Here is a 19,426-nt window from a genome sequence, read left to right as displayed (position 1 = left end):
TATGATTTTATTGATTGGGTTGGTGGTTTTTCCATTGAAGTAGCGACTCCAAAAGAAGTATTACTTTTTAGTAAAAAATATATGCTTGAGGTAACTAACCAGTATCTAACCAATGGGTCTGGATGTAATGAGTATATATTAAAAAATCAGCTAAAATCTAGTAATTTAATATTATTTTTGCTAGTTTTTCACCGTAAACTTTATTCAATTCAGAAGATGGGTGACCATCAAGAACATTAACAGCTAAATTTTTATTATTTAAATTATCTATGATTTCTTTTTCATGATTATAGACTGTAAAACCTATATTCTTTGCTATTTCTTCCGCTTGATGGTACCATTTTAAGAATAATTGTAGATCACTGTTTGGAGATGCATAGTTTGTTGGTTTGTCTGTGTATGTACCTTGATTTAGGATAGCAAATACTGGTGGAGGCAAATCTAATGAGTCTGAAATATCTTTTATATCAATCAGTGCCTTTTCAAAAAGGTCCCATTCTTGAGATGACCTGTTATATGTTCTATCAAGTGCATCCTGCCAATTTGGGATAATACCAAATAATTCAGCCAAAGTATAAAATAACTCCTTTAAAACCTTACCAGTATAACTTAAGCCAAAGCTATTTAATATGTTGGCCAATGAATGGACTAAATACCCCCAGTCTTTATACAAGTGATATCTTTCATGACTAAAATTTTGACTTTTAGACTGAGTATCATTTAAGCAAAAACCCACTACTATTAAATCTGGATTAACTATTTTATGATACTTATATAAAATATTTCTTTCATGAACAGTTGAAGCACTGGGTAATCCAAAGTTTAAAATCTCATACTTAATATTCTCTCTACTATCATTTGCATTTTTTTCTGCAACTTCAGTATATCGTTCCTTGATAGAAAGACCAGCACCCCATGTGAGTGAATCGCCGAGCACCATCACTCGAAAAACATTATCTTGTTTTGAAAATGTAAAATTTTTTTCCCTAAAACCGAGTTTATTAACCTTGACAAGATTACCCCATGTATAATAACCATCTTCGTAAAAACCATTTTTTGGGAGACTTCTATAAGGACTAAAAAAAAATTCAAAACCATATAGAACTATCAAAACAAGAACAACGTTAATAACCACAATAACAATAGTTTTTTTTAACCAAACAATTAGCTGCGTCATTTTTAATGACTCACAATAATTATAGTAATAATTTAAAAAGAGTCACTAGTATATACTCCCTTTATAAAAAAGCCACCACCACAGTTTAATGCTAACATTTTTTCTGGTTTATCCACCAAAAAATCATCTATTGCTTTTGTTGCGCCAGGACATGTATATACCCCATAATCATCACATACAAAAACCCCTCCTTTATTAAGACGATTATAAAAAAATTCGATGCTATCATGCGTGGGTTGATAAAGATCAACATCAATGTGGACAAATGAAAATCGCTCTTCCTCCAATAAATAAAATTTATCTGGTATCCATGACTTAAATACCTTGTAATTATCAAACTCTTTAAGCGAGTTCTTTAGCTCTTTTTCACTTGAGTATAGATCTCCTTCTTGCCAATGTTTTCCATCTTCACTACCTGGTCTTGATAACCCCTCAAATGAATCAAATATATAATGACACTTCTTACTACATTTACTTTTATTGAATTTACACACCAAATATGAAGAAGCTCCTTTGTATGTTCCACATTCTACCGTATTGCCAGAAATTCCTACAGTTAGCCGTAATAGTTCATTTAACATCCAACGTCTATCTGTGTTATTTTTACTACGTTCTCCAAACTTATCAAGATACTCATTAAACTCTTCATTTTCCCACCAATATAGTTGAGGCCACATAAACCTATATTTTGGAAAAATTATTTTTGCTATCATCTTTAAAAGCTCAAACTTAACTTCTTCTAAAGTATACCTTGTTAACAATACTTTTATCTTTCCTATCACTATTACTCCTATCTTTTATCGTTTCCGATACATCATTGATGTAATTTGCTCAGAAACCAATCCAACCAAAAAGATTAGAACCCCATTACCAATTAATAAAACCCCCATATTCGTAAATGCATTTTGCGTCCAGTAAGTATATAAATAGTATAAAACACCCAACATTATATGCATAACACTCAATGGAAAAAATATTTTTAGTGGCGAGTATAAAGTACACACTTTAAAAATAATCAATAAAAATTTAATACCGTCTTGATATATTTTTATATGACTTTTACCATACCTTTTTTTGACATTAATATTTTCATACCCCACTGAGTAGCCAGCTCTAAAAAATGCAATAGTAGAAGTTGTTGGGTAAGAAAAACCGTTTGGATATAACTCAATAAACTCTTTTAATTTTTCTGTATTTGCTACTCTAAAACCTGATGTCAAGTCTTCAACTTTATGACCTACAACCCATGAGCTAAGCTTATTATATACATAGTTAGCTAATCTTCTGAAAGCTGTTGCATGGTCTTTTGATCGTCTTGCACCCACAATCATATCAAACCCCATTTCAAACTTATTAATTAAGTTATAGATCTCCTCTGGGTTATGCTGTCCATCTGCATCTAGTAATATCACATTTTCTGACTCAACTCTTCGAAGCCCTGACTTAACAGCAGCACCATTACCTAAAGATACTTTATGAGTTATAAAACAAATATCATTATCTTTACAGACATTTACTGTATCATCTACACTTCCATCATTAACAACAATTATAGTTTCAACATAATCATTTTCTTTAAGTTTAGGTATTAAACATTTTAGTGTTCTAGATTCATTCTTTGCAGGAATTACAACACTATATTTCTTTATTTTCTTCATCTTTTACTCTCTCACTTATAACTCCTCTATACTGATTAATAAGTGGCATAAAAATCATGAGTCTCCTTTTGCTTTTTCGTTCCAAATCATTCAGTACAAGTAATGCTATATCAAACTTATCATTTTCATACAAAGCTTTTACATACCTCAAGCCATAACCAATCTTATCCCTTTCATTTATATACGCCACTTTAGCATAGTATTCATACTTAAACATATCACCTAATGAAAAAAATAGTTCTGAAAGAGCACCAGAAAATCCAGGAACACCTTTAACCACATTATCAAAATTCAGTTTATATACAACTTCATCCAAACCAAGATTTTTACACCTTTTTTTATTGTATACTTTAGCTAAATTCTTTATCGCACTCATATAATACATAGCTTCTTGCTTTTCATCTGTACTAAAGTATTTTTTTTCAATTTTATTAATATCAACTTCTATAACATTATTACATGCTAATGCTAGCATGTGAAACCCATAACCAAATTTAAGCTCTTCTCTCTTAGATATTTTATTTAAAACATGCAGTCCCTTTTTAATATCTCCATATCTCATATAGTAGTTACTCATTTCAACAGATGCTCTTGAAGAACCTGGATTCCTCTCATACTCCTTAACTGCCAAACTATCCATACTTCTCCATACGTTTGCTCTAGTATAAAGAACCAGACAAAATAGCAACAAGTATAAACAATATAATGAATAGATACTTCTTTTATACTTAGCAACATTTAAAAACTTAAATAAAAAGTACGCAATTAAAAAATAAATCCCTACAGACGGAAAGTAATTCCTGTGCTCAAAATACATTTCAAGTGAGAATATGCTTGACTCAAGACTCAACCCCATTAAATACCATCCCCACCCCCAGAGAGCAACTTTCTCAAAACGAAATAAAAAAAAACTAATCACAATAAAAGTAATTAGTTTTAGAACAGTCCACCCATCACAGAACAAACATTTATACACTTTATAGTTATCAAAAAATATGCCCATATTTCTCTCTAGTGGAAATACTAAATTAAACATGTAATCGCATACCACATTAACTTGAGTAATGAGCCTTTCTAAATAGTTAAAATCTCTATTTCTATAACCCTCTATAGTAAAATAGTCCCATTTCAGGAAAAGGTAGCACACACCAATCAATATAGGAGTAAACAAGGCTATTAATAGTTTCATTGATAGCTTTTTATCATCACTTTTCCCTGAAAGCATAAATATAATTTCAGTTAGTGCTATAATAAGTAACACTGTTACTCCATTTTCTTTTGCTAGCAATGAAATCAAACAAATTACATATATAAAAATAATTTTGTAAAATTTATAACGCCCACAAGATAAAAACAAAAAATAATACAACACAGCAACAAGCATAAAAAAAGCTGCTAACAAATTCATTCTTTGTATAACGTAAACAACACTGCTCAAATGCATAGGTGACAGCACCCATAAAAGAGTCGTAAACATTGAAATTAAATATATATTATTTAATTCAAAGCATTGCAAATAGTGACGTATAATAAAGAAAACTAATACAGAGTTTATTATATGAATCACTATATTTGTTATCTTATATGCAGCAAAGTTATACCCATACAAATAGTAATCAAATGCAAAGGTTATCATGGCTATTGGGCGACTAAAAAACCCTGAGGTGTTGCTAAAAGCAATATCCCACCAGCTTACTACAGGATTATCTAGGTTTTTTAAAACAATAAGGTTTGTTTCATCATCTAAAACAAAAAAATTTGTAATGGCAGAAGAGTATAAAAAGAAAATAAGTAAGGACGTGAAAGTAAAAAAAAGAAATATTATATATTTTTTAGCCATAGAAGTATTTTGAGGCAGCTAGAAGCTGCCTCATTTTTTCATTATTAACGACAAGTAGCAGGTAAGTATTTCGGATCTAATGTGCCTGCACTACAATCCCAGGATACAGCGCCACTATTAAACGTCCCTTCAAGAGTAAAGGTTCCTGATGCCCCAGCAGCTGTACCATTCATCCTTATTGTAATTGTTTCATCTGCAACAGTAACTGATGAAACAAATGGGCTTGTGACTGTTGTAGCTAAACCTGCTGTTGCATTATTTGATGGCCAACGGTTTTCAGAAAGCCTGAACTCTGATACTGCAGACTTAGCAGAAGAGGCCATACTAATTCCCTCGGTAACTTTCGCTCTAATTGTATAATCCTGATACGCCGGTATGGCTACCGCCGCTAAAATTCCAATGATCGCAACCACGATCATTAATTCAATTAACGTAAAACCTTGTTGCATTTTTTTCATGTGGAGCTCCTCCGATCAAATCCTATTCACTTGAATAGTCATAGTACGGATGTGAGAGCAATGCCAATGCCAATTTCATTAGTTAGTACGCACTCACCTCATTAGCATTAACATACTGTACATTACTTAAAACTTAACACGTTAACTAAGACAGATTGATGTCAGGACCTTTTTTAATCAGTTACCTTCATCACCACTTAGTGACAAAATTTGTCACATACTTTATGTTAATTATATCTCTTATATAGATTGTTACTTTTCGATCTATACTTTGCATATCCTTCATCAACTAGACACAGTAGTAACTATTCCATGTCCAGAATCATGCTTACCGGTCTTGCGAAAAGACTTGTTGATGACAACCTACTTGACGAAGAAACGGCACGAAATGCTTATCAAGAAGCTTCAAAGCAGAAAATTCCTTTTGTAACACACTTAGTGCAGTCCGACTTGGTCAAACCACTGGAAGTTGCTCGACTGGCTTCTGAAGAGTTTGGCTCACCTTTGATGGACTTAGATAGCTTTGACTTTGAAATTGCACCTAAAGATGTTGTTGATGAAAAGCTTATTCGCAAACACCATACAATTCCTCTATATAAGCGCGGTACTCGGCTTTTTATCGCTGTATCTGACCCGACTAACTTAGCAGCACTAGATGAAATTCGTTTTAATACAGGACTCAATATTGATTCTGTTTTGGTTGAGGAAGATAAACTCAATACAGCGATCGAAAAGTTTCTTGATACCACAGATGATGGCTTATCGGATCTTGATGATGAAGGTTTAGAAGATCTTGATATTAGTGCAGTCGATGAAGATCAAGACGATGGTGGCCCAGTGGCCAGCGAAGCTGATGATGCACCTGTTGTAAAATTTGTCAACAAAATGCTGCTTTCTGCCATTAAGGGAGGGTCATCAGATTTACACTTTGAGCCTTATGAAAAAACATACCGCGTTCGCTTTCGTACTGATGGTGTATTACACGAATCAGCAAAACCCCCCATCAGCTTAGCCCCACGGATTTCATCACGCTTAAAAATCATGTCATCTATGGACATTTCTGAACGTCGTAAACCGCAAGACGGCCGGATTAAAATGCGACTATCGAAGACCAAGTCTATCGACTTTCGCGTGAATACCTGTCCAACCTTGTGGGGTGAAAAAATCGTACTACGTATTCTTGACCCCACCAGTGCCCAAATGGGCATCGATAGCCTAGGATATGAAGAAGCTCAAAAAGAGCTTTATATGAATGCTCTTATGCAACCACAGGGTATGATTTTGGTTACCGGGCCTACAGGGAGTGGTAAAACCGTATCGCTTTATACCGGCCTCAACATTCTCAATACCGTAGAACGTAACATTTCAACTGCAGAGGACCCAGTTGAAATCAACCTTGAGGGGATTAACCAAGTTAACGTCAACCCCAAGCAAGGAATGGACTTTGCCCAGGCATTACGTGCCTTCTTGCGTCAAGACCCTGATATTATCATGGTGGGTGAGATTCGAGATCTAGAGACTGCCTCGATTGCTATCAAAGCTGCCCAAACAGGGCACATGGTAATGTCAACATTACATACCAACAGCGCCGCTGAGACATTAACCCGCTTGCTCAATATGGGAGTACCCGCTTTTAACCTTGCGACAACTGTTAACCTGATTATTGCTCAACGGCTTGCTAGGAGATTATGCAGCAACTGTAAGCAAACCATTGATGTTCCAGAGAAAACTTTACTGGAAGAAGGCTTCACTCCTGAACAAGCAAAATCTGCTGTACTTTATGGTCCCAGCGCTAAAGGCTGTGAAAAGTGCAATAAAGGTTATAAAGGCCGTGTTGGTATTTATGAGGTAGTGAAAATAACCCCCGCTTTATCAAGAATTATTATGGAAGAGGGTAACTCTATACAAATTGCAGAAGTTGCTGACCAAGAGGGCTTTAGTAATTTACGCAAGTCTGGCCTGTTAAAGGCCCTCCAAGGGGTTACCAGCCTGGAAGAAGTTAACCGCGTTACTAAGGATTAAGCAAATAGGCGCTAAAAACATGAAATGGTTGGCATTAATAGGTTTTCGGCCTCCTTATTAGTATTCGCAATAACGATTAATAGGCTACACTAATAATGCGAACCATTTCATATAAATTATTTTAAATAGTTATTTCGAAGCAAAGATAAGCAGTCCGTATGAAAGCTCTATGGCTCATAGAATGTAGCAACAAAATTATGACTATTGTGCTTGGATTTACATAGTACTGTTACATTCATGTTATGAGTTAAAAATAAACTTTTGCACTTCCGCCGTTATCGCCCAATACTTTCTATAATTCTTACTCTTCGGGTCATTGGCGTAGACTCAGCCCAAGGAACAGATCATCATGGCAACCAAAGCAGTAAAAGTAGCTTCCTTTACTTGGGAAGGAAAAGATAAAAAAGGTCGTAAGACTAAAGGCGAAATACAGGGTGCCAATTTAGCCACCGTTAAAGCCGAGTTACGAAAACAAGGCATCGTCCCTACTAAAGTACGAAAAAAAGGGATGACGATTGGCGGCAAAGGCAAAAGCATCAAGCCTTTAGATATCGCTGTTTTTACTCGACAACTCGCCACAATGTTGCGTGCAGGTGTTCCCTTGATTCAGTCCTTTGAAATTACGGCAGAAGGTGCAGAAAACCCCAACTTAAGAGACTTACTCAATAATATAAAAAATGAAGTGGCAGGCGGGAATACGCTGGCAGACTCACTCAGGAAACATCCTAAGTATTTTGATGATTTATACTGTAACTTAGTCGCATCAGGGGAGCAATCGGGTAGCCTTGAGTCACTGTTAGCAAGGATAGCAACCTATAAGGAAAAAACCGAGTCTCTCAAGATGAAGGTTAAGAAAGCCATTCGCTACCCTATTGCTGTTGTTGTCATTGCAATCATAGTCACCGCTATATTACTTGTTAAAGTAGTTCCTCAGTTCCAGGAGGTATTTCAGGGCTTTGGTGCAGACTTACCCGCCTTTACCCTCATGGTGATAGGCATGTCAGAGTTTATGCAAGCCTACTGGTACTATATTCTTATTGGTATAATTGCCTTTGTCTTAATTACGAGTAAGGCATTAGAAAAAAATAAAGGACTTAGGGACGCAAGAGATAGAATGGTCCTAAAGCTTCCCATTATGGGTGATATTTTGCACAAGTCAGCCATGGCCCGCTTTGCACGAACACTTTCTACCACTTTTGCCGCCGGTGTACCTTTAGTTGATGCTTTAGACTCTGTTGCTGGGGCTGCAGGTAATGTGGTGTTTTATGATGCAACAAAGCAAATTAAAGAGGATGTTTCATCTGGTATGCAGCTTCAATTTGCCATGAAAAATACGGCTATTTTCAGCAATATGGCAGTGCAAATGGTCTCCATTGGTGAAGAATCAGGAGCATTAGATGAAATGCTGGATAAAGTCGCCAGCTATTATGAAGAAGAAGTGGATAATGCAGTGGACGGCTTAACCAGCCTGATGGAGCCATTAATTATGTCTGTGCTAGGGGTGCTTATTGGTGGGCTTATTGTCGCCATGTACCTGCCCATATTCCAGCTAGGCTCTGTCGTCTAATCCCCATTTTTTATAAACTAACTGTTTTAATTACCAAGGGCAGCTAAGCTGCCCTTTTTCCTGTTGATAAGCCTCACTTGCTCCTGTAGGAAAATAAATGAGCATTCTTGAATATTTAGCTTTTAGCCCAACAGCGCTCTTAATTACTTTGTTAATTGTTGGATTAATCGTAGGTAGTTTTCTAAACGTTGTAATTTTACGCTATCCCATTATGCTGCAACGTTTATATGAGTGTGAGTGTCGTGACCTACTCAAGCTATCCCATGAAAGCAATCAAGAAACGTTTAACTTAATTGTACCTCACTCTCACTGCCCATCATGCAAAACCCCCATAAAACCCTGGCAAAATATTCCTGTATTAAGCTACTTATTGCTTAAAGGAAAGTGCGCTAAATGTAGTACATCAATAAGTATCCGTTATCCACTAATCGAGCTTTTAGCAGGTTTACTTGCCTTGTTAAGTGGCTGGTACTTTGGTTTTTCATTAAACACCCTTGCTGCTTGCTTGCTACTATGGGCACTTTTGACTTTAACAATGATAGACTTTGACCATCAAATTCTCCCAGATGCTATTACTTTACCTTTGCTCTGGGTAGGTCTACTGGCCAACTTTCATTGGCAACTATTTACCACCATTGATCAAGCACTATGGGGAGTTATTGCTGGCTATTTAACCTTATGGAGCGTTTATTGGCTTTTCAAACTTCTCACCCAAAAAGAGGGCATGGGCTATGGAGATTTCAAGCTACTTGCGATGCTTGGTGCCTGGCTTGGTTGGAAAATGTTACCCTTAATTATCCTAATGTCATCACTGATCGGTGCTATTGTGGGCGGACTACTTATTCTTTTTAAAGGTCACGACCATCAAGTTCCTATTCCTTTTGGCCCTTATCTAGCCGGTGCAGGGGCTGTAGCACTTTTTTGGGGCGAAACAATTGTACAACAGTATTTTCAGCTAGCAGGCTTTTAATAATGTTTATTGTGGGTCTTACTGGTGGAATTGGCAGTGGTAAAAGTGCTGCCACCGATTTTTTCAAGCGACAAGGCATTCACATTGAGGATGCAGATCAGGTTAGTCGAGCGTTAGTTGAAAAGGACTCTCCCGTTCTTTGTCAAATTGTTGAGCATTTTGGTAGCTCTATCCTAAACATCGATAGCAGTTTAAACCGTCGAAAACTAAGAGAAATTATTTTCCAAGATAAACAAGAGCGACAATGGCTAGAGCAGCTTCTTCACCCACTTATTAATCAGAAAATGCTAGACAACTTACACAGTGCGTCTTCCCCCTACGCCATAATGGTTTCTCCTTTACTGTTAGAGACAGGACAACAGAAGCTAGTAGATCGAGTGCTTGTTATTGATGCTGACGAAAGTGCTCAAATTGAGCGCGTTTGCGAACGAGATCACCATGACCCTAATCAGGTTAAAGCCATTATCGCTACTCAACTTCCTCGGAATAAACGGCTAGCGATGGCGGACGATATTATTGATAATAGTGGCAATCTAGAACAGCTTTATACAAAGTTAGCGAGTCTTCATCAAACCTACTTATCAAAGGTGAAACCATGACGCTCAAGGTCAACTGTCCAACATGCCACAAATCCATGGAATGGAAGACGAGTAATCCTAACCGCCCATTTTGCAGCGACCGTTGTAAACTGATTGATCTGGGATGTTGGGCCGCCGAGGAGCATAAAATTCCTGGTAGCCCTGTCTATGCAGATACCTTATCTGAGCAAATGGAGGATACTACAGGTGACCTGAGTAACGTTCACCCACTATTCTCTAATCATTGCCAATAAGCGCGAATACTGGCTATACCCTGAGCACCTCGTGACCAAGCCAAAGAAAGCTGCTCCTGGGTCATACCACCTAGCCAGAACACAGGCATAGTGGCTTGTAGCGTTAACATTTCGCACTCATCCTTTGACAAAGGGATAACATCAGGGTGGCTTGGTGTATGAGTCACAGGGGATAACGTAACTAGATCAACACCAAGGATCTCTGCTCGCTTAAGCTCTTCTTCATTATGGCATGATGCGGCAAGTAAATAACCTGACTGTTTGAATGGCTCAATATCAGCCATAGAAACCTGTTTTAACTGTTGTGCAGTTAAATGTAATCCGTTACCTCCCAGTTGATAAATAGACTGGGGAGAGCCTTTTAGTATTAACTGGCATCCCGCGGCTTCACAAAAAACCAGTAACTCTGAGGCAATCGCTAAATAATTCTGTTCGCTAAGCTGGGGGGCTCGAAACTGAATGAGACAATATCCCTCACCTATTAGTCTTTTTACTTCACTAAACAATTCATTTTGGTCAGTAAAGTCTCCTGTAATGACATATTCCGAAGGTAGTTGAATAGCACGTATAATTGGCTTATTAGCGGCAGGAAATGTATAGGACCAAAGTGCTTCTTTCGCTACCCACTGAATTGGTTGCCCTTCTAACCCAACAGGTTCTCCCGATAGGTGGTTTACATACCACACATCGAGCATAACAGACTTATCACCATAATCATGTTTAATTACTATCAACCTTCTAGAAGGTTTAACAATAATATTTAATTCTTCCTGACACTCTCTTATCAATGCTTTAGTAACATCTTCACCAGCTTCAACTTTACCACCAGGAAACTCCCATTTATCTCCTTGATGTTGATGAGAAGCACGCTTGGCAATGAGCACTTCACCTGATGCATTAACAATGACAGCAACAGCTACATGAACAGACTTGCTAACCATTAAGTTTTGCACTCCCCATTAACCCAAACTTATTCTTAATAAGCCAGTTATCCTCATTCTCTCCCAAACCTCAGTTTATTGAACAAAAGTAAAACATAAAAAAAGGCGACATAATGTCGCCTTTTTTTATGTTTTGGTCAACTAACCCAATCTACCATGACACTGTTTGTACTTTTTACCCGACCCGCATGGGCAAGGTGAATTACGACCTACTTTCTTTCCTTCACGGGTATAAGGCTTATTAGACTCAATATCCTCAACGCCGGCTTCAGCTAATGCTCCACCTTGTTCGTGTTCATAACGCATACGTTGGGCCATTGCTTCTCGACGCTGACGCTCAACCTCTTCTGTATTATCATCCTGACGTACTTGCACATGTGTCAGGATTTTAATGGTTTCATGAGCAATATCTTGCAACATTTGCTTAAACAGCTCAAAAGCTTCTCTTTTATATTCTTGCTCAGGGTTCTTCTGTGCATAACCCCTTAAGTGAATTCCTTGACGCAAGAAATCCATTGTTGACAAATGCTCTTTCCACTTATCATCTAAGACCCGAAGTAGCATCTGCTTCTCAAACATACGCAACACTTCTGATCCTGTTAATTCTTCCTTAGCTTTATACTCATCAATCAAGGTTTGCGCAATTTTTTGACGCAGAGGCTCTTCATGAAGTTTTTTATCTTCATCTAACCATTGCTGTATAGGGAGCTTGACATTGAACTCAGATGTCAAGTGCTCTTCTAGACCTTTAACATCCCACTGTTCAATTAAGCTTTGGGGAGGGATAAACTGATCTACTACCGAAGTTAAAACCTCATGGCGATACTCATCAATGATTTCTGTTACATCATCAACCTCAAGAACTCTATCTCTTAAACCGTAAATATAGCGACGCTGCTCATTGGCTACATCATCATATTTCAACAGAGCTTTACGAATATCAAAGTTTCGACCTTCTACCTTGCGCTGCGCCTTTTCGATAGCATTTGTTACCATTCGATGTTCTATGGCTTCACCTTTTTCCATTCCCAGAGCTTTCATAAAGCCTTTAACACGATCTGATGCAAAGATCCGCATTAAATTGTCTTCAAGAGAAAGGTAAAAGCGAGAAGAACCTGGATCACCTTGACGACCTGAGCGACCTCTAAGCTGGTTATCTATCCGGCGAGATTCATGACGCTCGGTAGCTATAATATGCAAACCACCAGCTTCCAATACCTGTTTATGGCGCTCCTGCCACTCTGCTTTAACTTTTTCTATCTCCTGCTCAGAAGGGTCCTCTAACTGGGCAACTTCTGCCTCCCAGTTTCCTCCAAGCATAATATCCGTACCACGCCCAGCCATATTGGTTGCAATGGTTACCGCACCTGGCTTACCAGCCTGGGCAATAATTTCAGCCTCCCGAGCATGAAACTTAGCATTAAGCACTTCATGAGGGATCTTTGCTTTGGTTAATGCTTGAGAGACTTTTTCAGACGACTCAATTGATGCTGTGCCCACCAAAACAGGTCTTTTATTGGCAACACACTCTGTGATATCAGCAATAATCGCACTGTATTTTTCTTCAATCGTCAAATACACCAGATCGTTATGATCTTTACGAATCATTGGTTTATGTGTAGGAATAACAATAACATCTAAACCGTAGATCTGCCGAAACTCGAAAGCTTCTGTATCTGCAGTCCCTGTCATACCTGATAGTGTTTGATATAAGCGGAAATAATTCTGAAAAGTTGTAGAAGCTAATGTTTGACTTTCACTTTGAACATGTAAGTTTTCTTTTGCTTCTAGAGCCTGGTGCAAGCCTTCTGAAAGGCGTCGACCAGGCATTGTACGACCAGTGTGTTCATCAACAAGCAACACCTGACCATCTTGCACAATATAGTCGACATTTTTATGAAAGATTGTATGAGACTTTAATGCAGCATACACATGGTGTAGTAAGTTGAGGTTTTGAGCAGCATAGAGGTTATCACCTTCTTCTAGCAACTTAGCTTGAACTAATAACTCCTCCACATACTGGTGTCCCTGCTCTGTCAACTCAACTTGACGTGTTTTTTCATCAAGCGTGAAATGACCTTCGATAGCCTCTTCCTGTCGTGTCAACTTTGGTGCTAATTTATTAATCGCAATATACAGCTCAGAACTTTCCTCTGCTGCCCCAGAAATAATCAGAGGTGTTCTTGCCTCATCAATTAGAATGGAGTCAACTTCATCAACAATGGCAAAATTAAGTCCCCGCTGAAACTTATCTTCAATACTGAATGCCATATTGTCACGAAGATAGTCAAAACCAAACTCATTGTTGGTGCCATATGTTATATCCGATTGATATGCTGCACGCTTTTCCTCAGGTGTTTGACCTGGAACCACTGCCCCCACAGAAAGTCCCAAGAACTCATAAAGCGGTTGCATCCAGCTAGCATCACGACGAGCAAGATATTCATTTACAGTGACAACATGAACGCCTTTACCTGAAAGCGCATTTAAGTAAGCGGGTAATGTAGCAACTAGTGTCTTACCCTCACCTGTACGCATTTCAGCAATATTACCCTCATGCAGTGTAATTCCACCAATCATCTGCACATCGAAGTGACGCATTCCCATAACGCGCTTACTTGCTTCACGCACTACCGAAAATGCTTCAGGTAATAACTTATCGAGTGATTCGCCTTGCTCTATACGCTGCTTAAACTCTACAGTTTTTTGCTGCAGCTGCTCATCAGACAGCTTCTGTAAGCCCTCCTCCTGGGCATTAATCGCTTTGACAATTTTTCTCATACGCCGCAATTGGCGATCATTTTTACTACCAAAAACTTTTCGGACTAAGGGGGCTAACATAATGCTCAGCTATATAAAAAGGTTGGACACATTCCCAAGGTGGGGATTCCATAGAGATAATAAAAGGGTAATGTTACCGCTAAATCTACACTATTCGAAACTCAGCACTAACAGTGAGCTAAATAGCTCACTTTCTGGTCAGCATATTTCTATCTATGTAGCCAGAGGGGTTAACCCTGCGCCCACCTTTAAACACTTCAAAATGAACGTGAGGGCCTGTAGATCGACCAGTACTTCCAACAAGCGCTATGGACTGACCTTTCTCAATGATGTCTCCAACATCAACCAATAGCGCACTGTTATGAGCATAAAGTGTAACTAAGCCTGCTCCATGGTTAACTTCCACCACATTTCCATACCCATTCTTGCGGCCAGAAAAGGTGACTACGCCAGAAGCTACAGCAAGTACATTTTCACCATGCTTTGCAGCAAAGTCGATTCCGCCATGAAATGACCGGCGCCCCGTAATAGGATCCGTACGATAGCCAAAACGAGAGGAGATAAAGCCTTTAAGAACGGGTACACCTTTTACCAAAAATTCTTCTGAAAGCTTTCTGTTTGCCAGTAGGTCTTCGAGAATTTCTAGTTGAGTTTCACGGCTTTCAATTTTACCAATTAATTGATCCATTAACTCAATAAAGTCAGGAGCAGTATAGGCTTGATCTATATCCTGAGAGGAGGGACCACCCACAGCGGGAGGCTCTGAAAAGTCAAACTCACCATCATTAAGCTGGGCCATAGTCGTTAGACGCTCACCTAAAGCATCCAGCCTAACTATACGGCTTTGCAGTTCTGACACTCGCAAGGCTAATGAGTCAAGCTGAACATTAGCCTGCTTTTTTAAGTGTTCTATTTCTTGTTTCTGCAGCGCAATTTGATGCTGCCACTGTTTTGCTGTTTTAGCTGTTACGACAACTTGTGAGCCCATTTGCATGACACAATAAGTTATCCATGCACTAAGCACCACTAACGATGCTAAAAACAGAATACTGGCAACAAGAATCGTTGAAAACCGCACATTGACCGTTTTCGACTGTCCATGGCTGCGCCTAACGACGATAATATTCATTATGTTTTGCGTTCTACCTGGATCTTAGCGGTCTAAAGTATCAATCCTATTAACGACTAAGTAAAAACCTGCCGTATTTTCTAGCTCCCTTAATTTGACCACTTTCCAATAATTGAAAACTAAGTATAGTTGTTTTCATACGTAATGTAGCTAAAAACTATACATAAAGTAACAGTTTAGCTGACGAATTTAACATCTGACTGCAATTCATTCAACTATTGACCTGAAAGAAATACAGAATTTACTGTTAATTTACTTTTGAGGACTCGCTTATGAAAACACTTTAACCCAACATAAACACTCAACATACAAGAGCGCTTTAACTACTTTAAAACCTAGTTACCAAAATACTTGAATCCTGTTTTTGGTGCAAAAATTCTAAGGCGAGTCTGTGAATAATTCGAAAATTTCGAGTATAACCTTGCAACCACTGTTTTAAGTTGTCCCTACACCCAGTATTAACCGCATCAAAATACGTAAATTCACCTAACAAACAATAATAAATGTTATTTAAGGGATTACACAGCAGCTACTGGACGCATATAAGATATGGGAGCTGTCGATGGGTCATCAAAAGTCACCATTTCCCAAGCATCTTGCTGAGAAATGAGCTTTCTCAATACTTGATTGTTTAATGCGTGACCTGATTTATACGCACGAAATTCTCCAATAAGGCTATAGCCAAGAAGATATAAATCACCAATTGCATCAAGCATTTTGTGTTTAACAAATTCATCTTCGTAGCGCAGACCATCTTCGTTAAGAATACGATAATCATCAACCACAATTGCATTATCAACACTGCCACCAAGAATAAGATTCTTAGATCGAAGATACTCAATATCACGCATAAACCCAAAAGTACGGGCTCTTGCTACTTCTTTCACAAAAGAAGTACTCGAAAAATCTATACTGGCTTTCTGAGTTCTACTCCGAAATACCGGATGATCAAAGTCAATCTCATAAGTTACTTTAAAGCCATCGAACGGCAAAAAAGTTGCTACTTTGTCATTATCTTTAATGGTAACTTCACGTTTGATTCTAATGAATTTTTTGGGTGCATTCTGTTCCATGATTCCTGCAGATTGTAACAGAAATACAAATGGTCCAGCGCTGCCATCCATTATAGGAACTTCATGAGCACTCACTTCAACATAGGCATTATCGATGCCTAATCCAGCCATAGCAGAAAGAAGATGCTCAACAGTGTCTACACGAATTCCATCACTGTTTATCAAAGAAGTGCACAGTGTAGTATCACCAACATTCTTTGCTTTTGCTGAAATTTCCACCACAGGATCTAAGTCAGTGCGACAAAAAACAATTCCTGTGTCAACCGGTGCAGGTTTTAATGTTAAATAGACTTTCTCTCCAGAATGAAGGCCGACACCTGTTGCTCGGATTATATTTTTTAACGTTCTTTGTCTGATCATAATTAACGCCGCTTTGTCAAAATCCTGCATAGAGTTACACAGAGCCGGCGATTGTACCAAAGTTGTTCTTTATCACCAACTTTTCGCGAACAACGCCAGGCTAATCTGCTTGTCTTCTTAAAAAAGCAGGAATATCTAAGTAATCCATATTATCCGAGTTACGAGCTGCGTCAGGCTTGACAGCCTTTGTTGATGAACTTTCTGCAGCAGCTTGCTTACGCATGACCGTAGGCTTATCCAGTTTATTGTAGTCTAACGTACCGTCACTTTTCGTATTATCTACAACTTTAACTGGCTTTTCTGAACTTACATTCTCACCTAAGCCTGTAGCCACTACAGTGACTCGTAACTCATCAGACATATCGGGGTCTATCACAGTACCGACTACTACGGTAGCATTTTCGGATGCAAACTGCTCTACAGTATTACCCACTTCTGAGAACTCACCCAAAGAAAGATCGAGACCTGCTGTAATATTTACCAAAATTCCTCGAGCCCCATGTAAATTGACATCTTCCAGCAATGGGCTACGAATTGCTGCTTCTGCAGCTTCAACGGCTCGATTAGACCCTGTTGCAGAACCCGTTCCCATCATAGCCATTCCCATTTCAGACATGACGGTACGTACATCTGCAAAGTCAACATTAATCATACCTGGGCGTATAATTAAGTCTGCAATACCTTGCACAGCTCCCAGTAATACATCATTTGCTGCACTAAATGCTGAAAGTAAACTGGCATCTTTACCAAGCACTGGCAGTAGTTTTTCATTAGGAATCGTAATCAGTGAGTCAACATTATCTGCCAACTCAATCATCCCTTCATTGGCAATAGCCATACGCTTCTTGCCTTCGAAAGGGAATGGCTTAGTAACAACGGCTACTGTCAGAATTCCAAGCTCTCTAGCAACTTGTGCAACTATAGGTGCAGCACCTGTTCCTGTTCCACCACCCATGCCAGCTGTAATAAAGACCATATCAGCACCAGAAAGCACTTCAGCAATGCGGTCTCTGTCTTCAATAGCTGCATCACGGCCAACATCAGGATTAGCTCCAGCCCCCAGCCCTTTGGTAATAGCAGTACCTAACTGTAATAATGTCTTTGCATGTAAATGCTTTAATGCTTGGGCATCTGTGTTTGCACAGATAAAATCCACCCCATCCACATGCTTACTTAACATGTGGTTAACAGCGTTGCCACCTCCGCCACCGACGCCGATGACTTTAATGACCGCGTTTTGCGGTACATTATCGACTAACTCAAACATAACCCTCTCCTTTCTATCGCTTCACATCTGTTTTGCGTAAGGTTGTAGTCCACACCCCAGGTTCTCGTCATTATCAAAAGTTACCCTGAAACCACTGTTTAACCCGCATGAGGATCCCTTCTTGTGATTCCCGAATAGGCACACTTAACTGGCCTTCCTTTTGATGTTTAATGCCATACATTAATAATCCGACACCTGTTGAATAGATCGGGTTCTGTACAACATCAGCCAAACCTTTCACATTTTGTGGAACACCCAGTCGAACTGGCATATGAAATATTTCTTCTGCCAACTCAACGGCCCCTTCCATTTTTGCGGTTCCTCCTGTTAAAACAATGCCCGCAGCAACAAGGTCTTCAAAACCACTACGGCGCAACTCTGCTTGGACTAGCGTAAACAGCTCATCATAGCGAGGCTCTACTACCTCTGCCAACGCTTGACGAGATAAGTCCCTTGGTGGCCTATCACCCACACTTGGCACTTTTATCATTTCTTCAGCGCCAGCCAACTGTGTTAATGCACAGGCATACTTAATTTTGATTTCTTCAGCATGCTGAGTTGGGGTTCTTAGGGCCATAGCAATATCATTTGTAACCTGATCACCCGCAATAGGAATAACCGCAGTGTGTCGAATAGAACCCTCAGTAAAAATGGCAATATCTGTCGTGCCCCCACCGATATCAACCAAACACACACCAAGCTCTTTTTCATCATCAGTCAAAACGGCATAGCTAGATGCCAATTGTTCAAGGATTATGTCTTCTACATCCAAACCACAGCGTCGAACACACTTCTCGATGTTTTGTGCTGAATTTACTGCACATGTCACCAGATGCACCTTAGCTTCCAGACGCACCCCAGACATTCCTAACGGTTCTTTCACACCTTCTTGAGTATCAACAACATACTCCTGAGGTAATATATGCAGTATTTTTTGGTCTGCAGGAATGGCTACCGCCTGTGCAGCATCAATAACCCGCGCAATATCTGCAGTCGTCACTTCTCTATCACGAATAGCTACAATACCGTGAGAGTTAAGGCTACGAATGTGACTACCCGCGATACCTGCATACACAGAGTGGATCTGGCAGCCAGCCATTAATTCTGCCTCTTCAATAGCACGCTGGATGGACTGAACGGTAGACTCAATATTAACCACCACTCCCTTTTTAAGACCACGAGAAGGATGTGCGCCAATACCAATTATCTCCAGTGAGCCTTCATCATTAAGCTCACCAACAATGGCCACTACTTTGGAAGTGCCAATGTCTAGTCCCACAATCATTTTTCCGCCAGTTGCAGCAGCCATTCAATCAGACCTTCTTACGCCAACTATTTTCATACTTTCATA

16 protein-coding genes are annotated in these 19,426 nt (G+C 39.1%); 5 read left to right on the top strand and 11 right to left on the bottom strand.

All coding sequences use genetic code 11. The features are described 5' to 3' along the window. Positions 1-157 precede the first annotated feature (157 nt). Genes KHS79_RS00705 through KHS79_RS00685 form a run of 5 tightly spaced genes read right to left on the bottom strand, consistent with a single transcriptional unit; the run spans position 158 to position 5,133 of the window. Positions 158-1,177: an SGNH/GDSL hydrolase family protein gene (locus KHS79_RS00705; protein ID WP_212715771.1), complete on the bottom strand. Its 1,020-nt coding sequence runs from the start codon at positions 1,175-1,177 to the stop codon at positions 158-160. Between the two features lie 32 nt (positions 1,178-1,209). Beyond that, entirely contained in the window at positions 1,210-1,959 is a 750-nt protein-coding gene (locus tag KHS79_RS00700; protein WP_212715769.1) for a TylF/MycF/NovP-related O-methyltransferase, read from the bottom strand. A gap of 15 nt (positions 1,960-1,974) precedes the next feature. Further along, complete coding sequence (locus KHS79_RS00695; RefSeq protein ID WP_212715767.1) at positions 1,975-2,835, bottom strand: glycosyltransferase family 2 protein; 861 nt, start codon at positions 2,833-2,835, stop codon at positions 1,975-1,977. Continuing rightward, entirely contained in the window at positions 2,813-4,675 is a 1,863-nt protein-coding gene (locus KHS79_RS00690) for a hypothetical protein (RefSeq protein WP_212715765.1), read from the bottom strand. The genes KHS79_RS00695 and KHS79_RS00690 overlap by 23 nt, the downstream gene beginning before the upstream one ends. A 44-nt stretch (positions 4,676-4,719) precedes the next feature. After that, positions 4,720-5,133, bottom strand: a complete 414-nt coding sequence (locus tag KHS79_RS00685; RefSeq protein WP_212715763.1) for a pilin — start codon at positions 5,131-5,133, stop codon at positions 4,720-4,722. Between the two features lie 312 nt (positions 5,134-5,445). Between KHS79_RS00685 and pilB the strand changes: the two genes are divergently transcribed. The 5 genes from pilB (at position 5,446) to yacG (ending at position 10,524) form a co-directional block, all read left to right on the top strand. Beyond that, on the top strand, positions 5,446-7,155 hold the full coding sequence (gene pilB / locus KHS79_RS00680; RefSeq protein ID WP_212715761.1) for a type IV-A pilus assembly ATPase PilB: 1,710 nt from the start codon (positions 5,446-5,448) through the stop codon (positions 7,153-7,155). A gap of 349 nt (positions 7,156-7,504) precedes the next feature. Continuing rightward, positions 7,505-8,722, top strand: coding sequence for a type II secretion system F family protein (locus KHS79_RS00675; protein WP_212715760.1), 1,218 nt, complete (start codon positions 7,505-7,507; stop codon positions 8,720-8,722). Positions 8,723-8,819: 97 nt separating this feature from the next. Next, a complete protein-coding gene (locus KHS79_RS00670) occupies positions 8,820-9,692 on the top strand; it encodes a prepilin peptidase (RefSeq protein WP_212715758.1) in 873 nt (290 codons plus the stop codon). 2 nt (positions 9,693-9,694) lie between these two features. Further along, positions 9,695-10,291: a dephospho-CoA kinase gene (coaE, locus tag KHS79_RS00665; protein WP_038289361.1), complete on the top strand. Its 597-nt coding sequence runs from the start codon at positions 9,695-9,697 to the stop codon at positions 10,289-10,291. Then, on the top strand, positions 10,288-10,524 hold the full coding sequence (gene yacG, locus KHS79_RS00660; protein WP_212715756.1) for a DNA gyrase inhibitor YacG: 237 nt from the start codon (positions 10,288-10,290) through the stop codon (positions 10,522-10,524). The genes coaE and yacG overlap by 4 nt, the downstream gene beginning before the upstream one ends. Here the strand turns inward: yacG and KHS79_RS00655 are convergent. The 6 genes from KHS79_RS00655 to ftsA form a co-directional block, all read right to left on the bottom strand. Beyond that, the gene (locus KHS79_RS00655; protein WP_212715754.1) at positions 10,512-11,465 is read right to left on the bottom strand and encodes a Nudix family hydrolase; all 954 of its coding nucleotides are present in this window, start codon (positions 11,463-11,465) and stop codon (positions 10,512-10,514) included. The genes yacG and KHS79_RS00655 overlap by 13 nt on opposite strands. A 141-nt stretch (positions 11,466-11,606) precedes the next feature. Beyond that, on the bottom strand, positions 11,607-14,306 hold the full coding sequence (gene secA / locus KHS79_RS00650; protein ID WP_212715752.1) for a preprotein translocase subunit SecA: 2,700 nt from the start codon (positions 14,304-14,306) through the stop codon (positions 11,607-11,609). Between the two features lie 127 nt (positions 14,307-14,433). Next, positions 14,434-15,375 (bottom strand): M23 family metallopeptidase, encoded by a 942-nt coding sequence (locus KHS79_RS00645; RefSeq protein ID WP_027706419.1) that lies wholly within the window; start codon positions 15,373-15,375, stop codon positions 14,434-14,436. A 518-nt stretch (positions 15,376-15,893) separates the two neighbouring features. Further along, a complete protein-coding gene (gene lpxC, locus KHS79_RS00640) occupies positions 15,894-16,808 on the bottom strand; it encodes a UDP-3-O-acyl-N-acetylglucosamine deacetylase (RefSeq protein WP_094789466.1) in 915 nt (304 codons plus the stop codon). Between the two features lie 100 nt (positions 16,809-16,908). Further along, positions 16,909-18,075, bottom strand: a complete 1,167-nt coding sequence (gene ftsZ, locus KHS79_RS00635; RefSeq protein ID WP_027706421.1) for a cell division protein FtsZ — start codon at positions 18,073-18,075, stop codon at positions 16,909-16,911. Between the two features lie 73 nt (positions 18,076-18,148). Continuing rightward, positions 18,149-19,384, bottom strand: coding sequence for a cell division protein FtsA (gene ftsA, locus KHS79_RS00630; protein WP_027706422.1), 1,236 nt, complete (start codon positions 19,382-19,384; stop codon positions 18,149-18,151). Positions 19,385-19,426 lie beyond the last annotated feature (42 nt).

The sequence above is a fragment of the Zooshikella ganghwensis genome (assembly GCF_018263875.1).
In the GTDB taxonomy this organism is placed as follows: Bacteria; Pseudomonadota; Gammaproteobacteria; order Pseudomonadales; family Zooshikellaceae; genus Zooshikella; species Zooshikella ganghwensis.
Note: the sequence above shows the minus strand (reverse complement) of the source record. Positions and strands in the feature narration are given on the sequence as shown.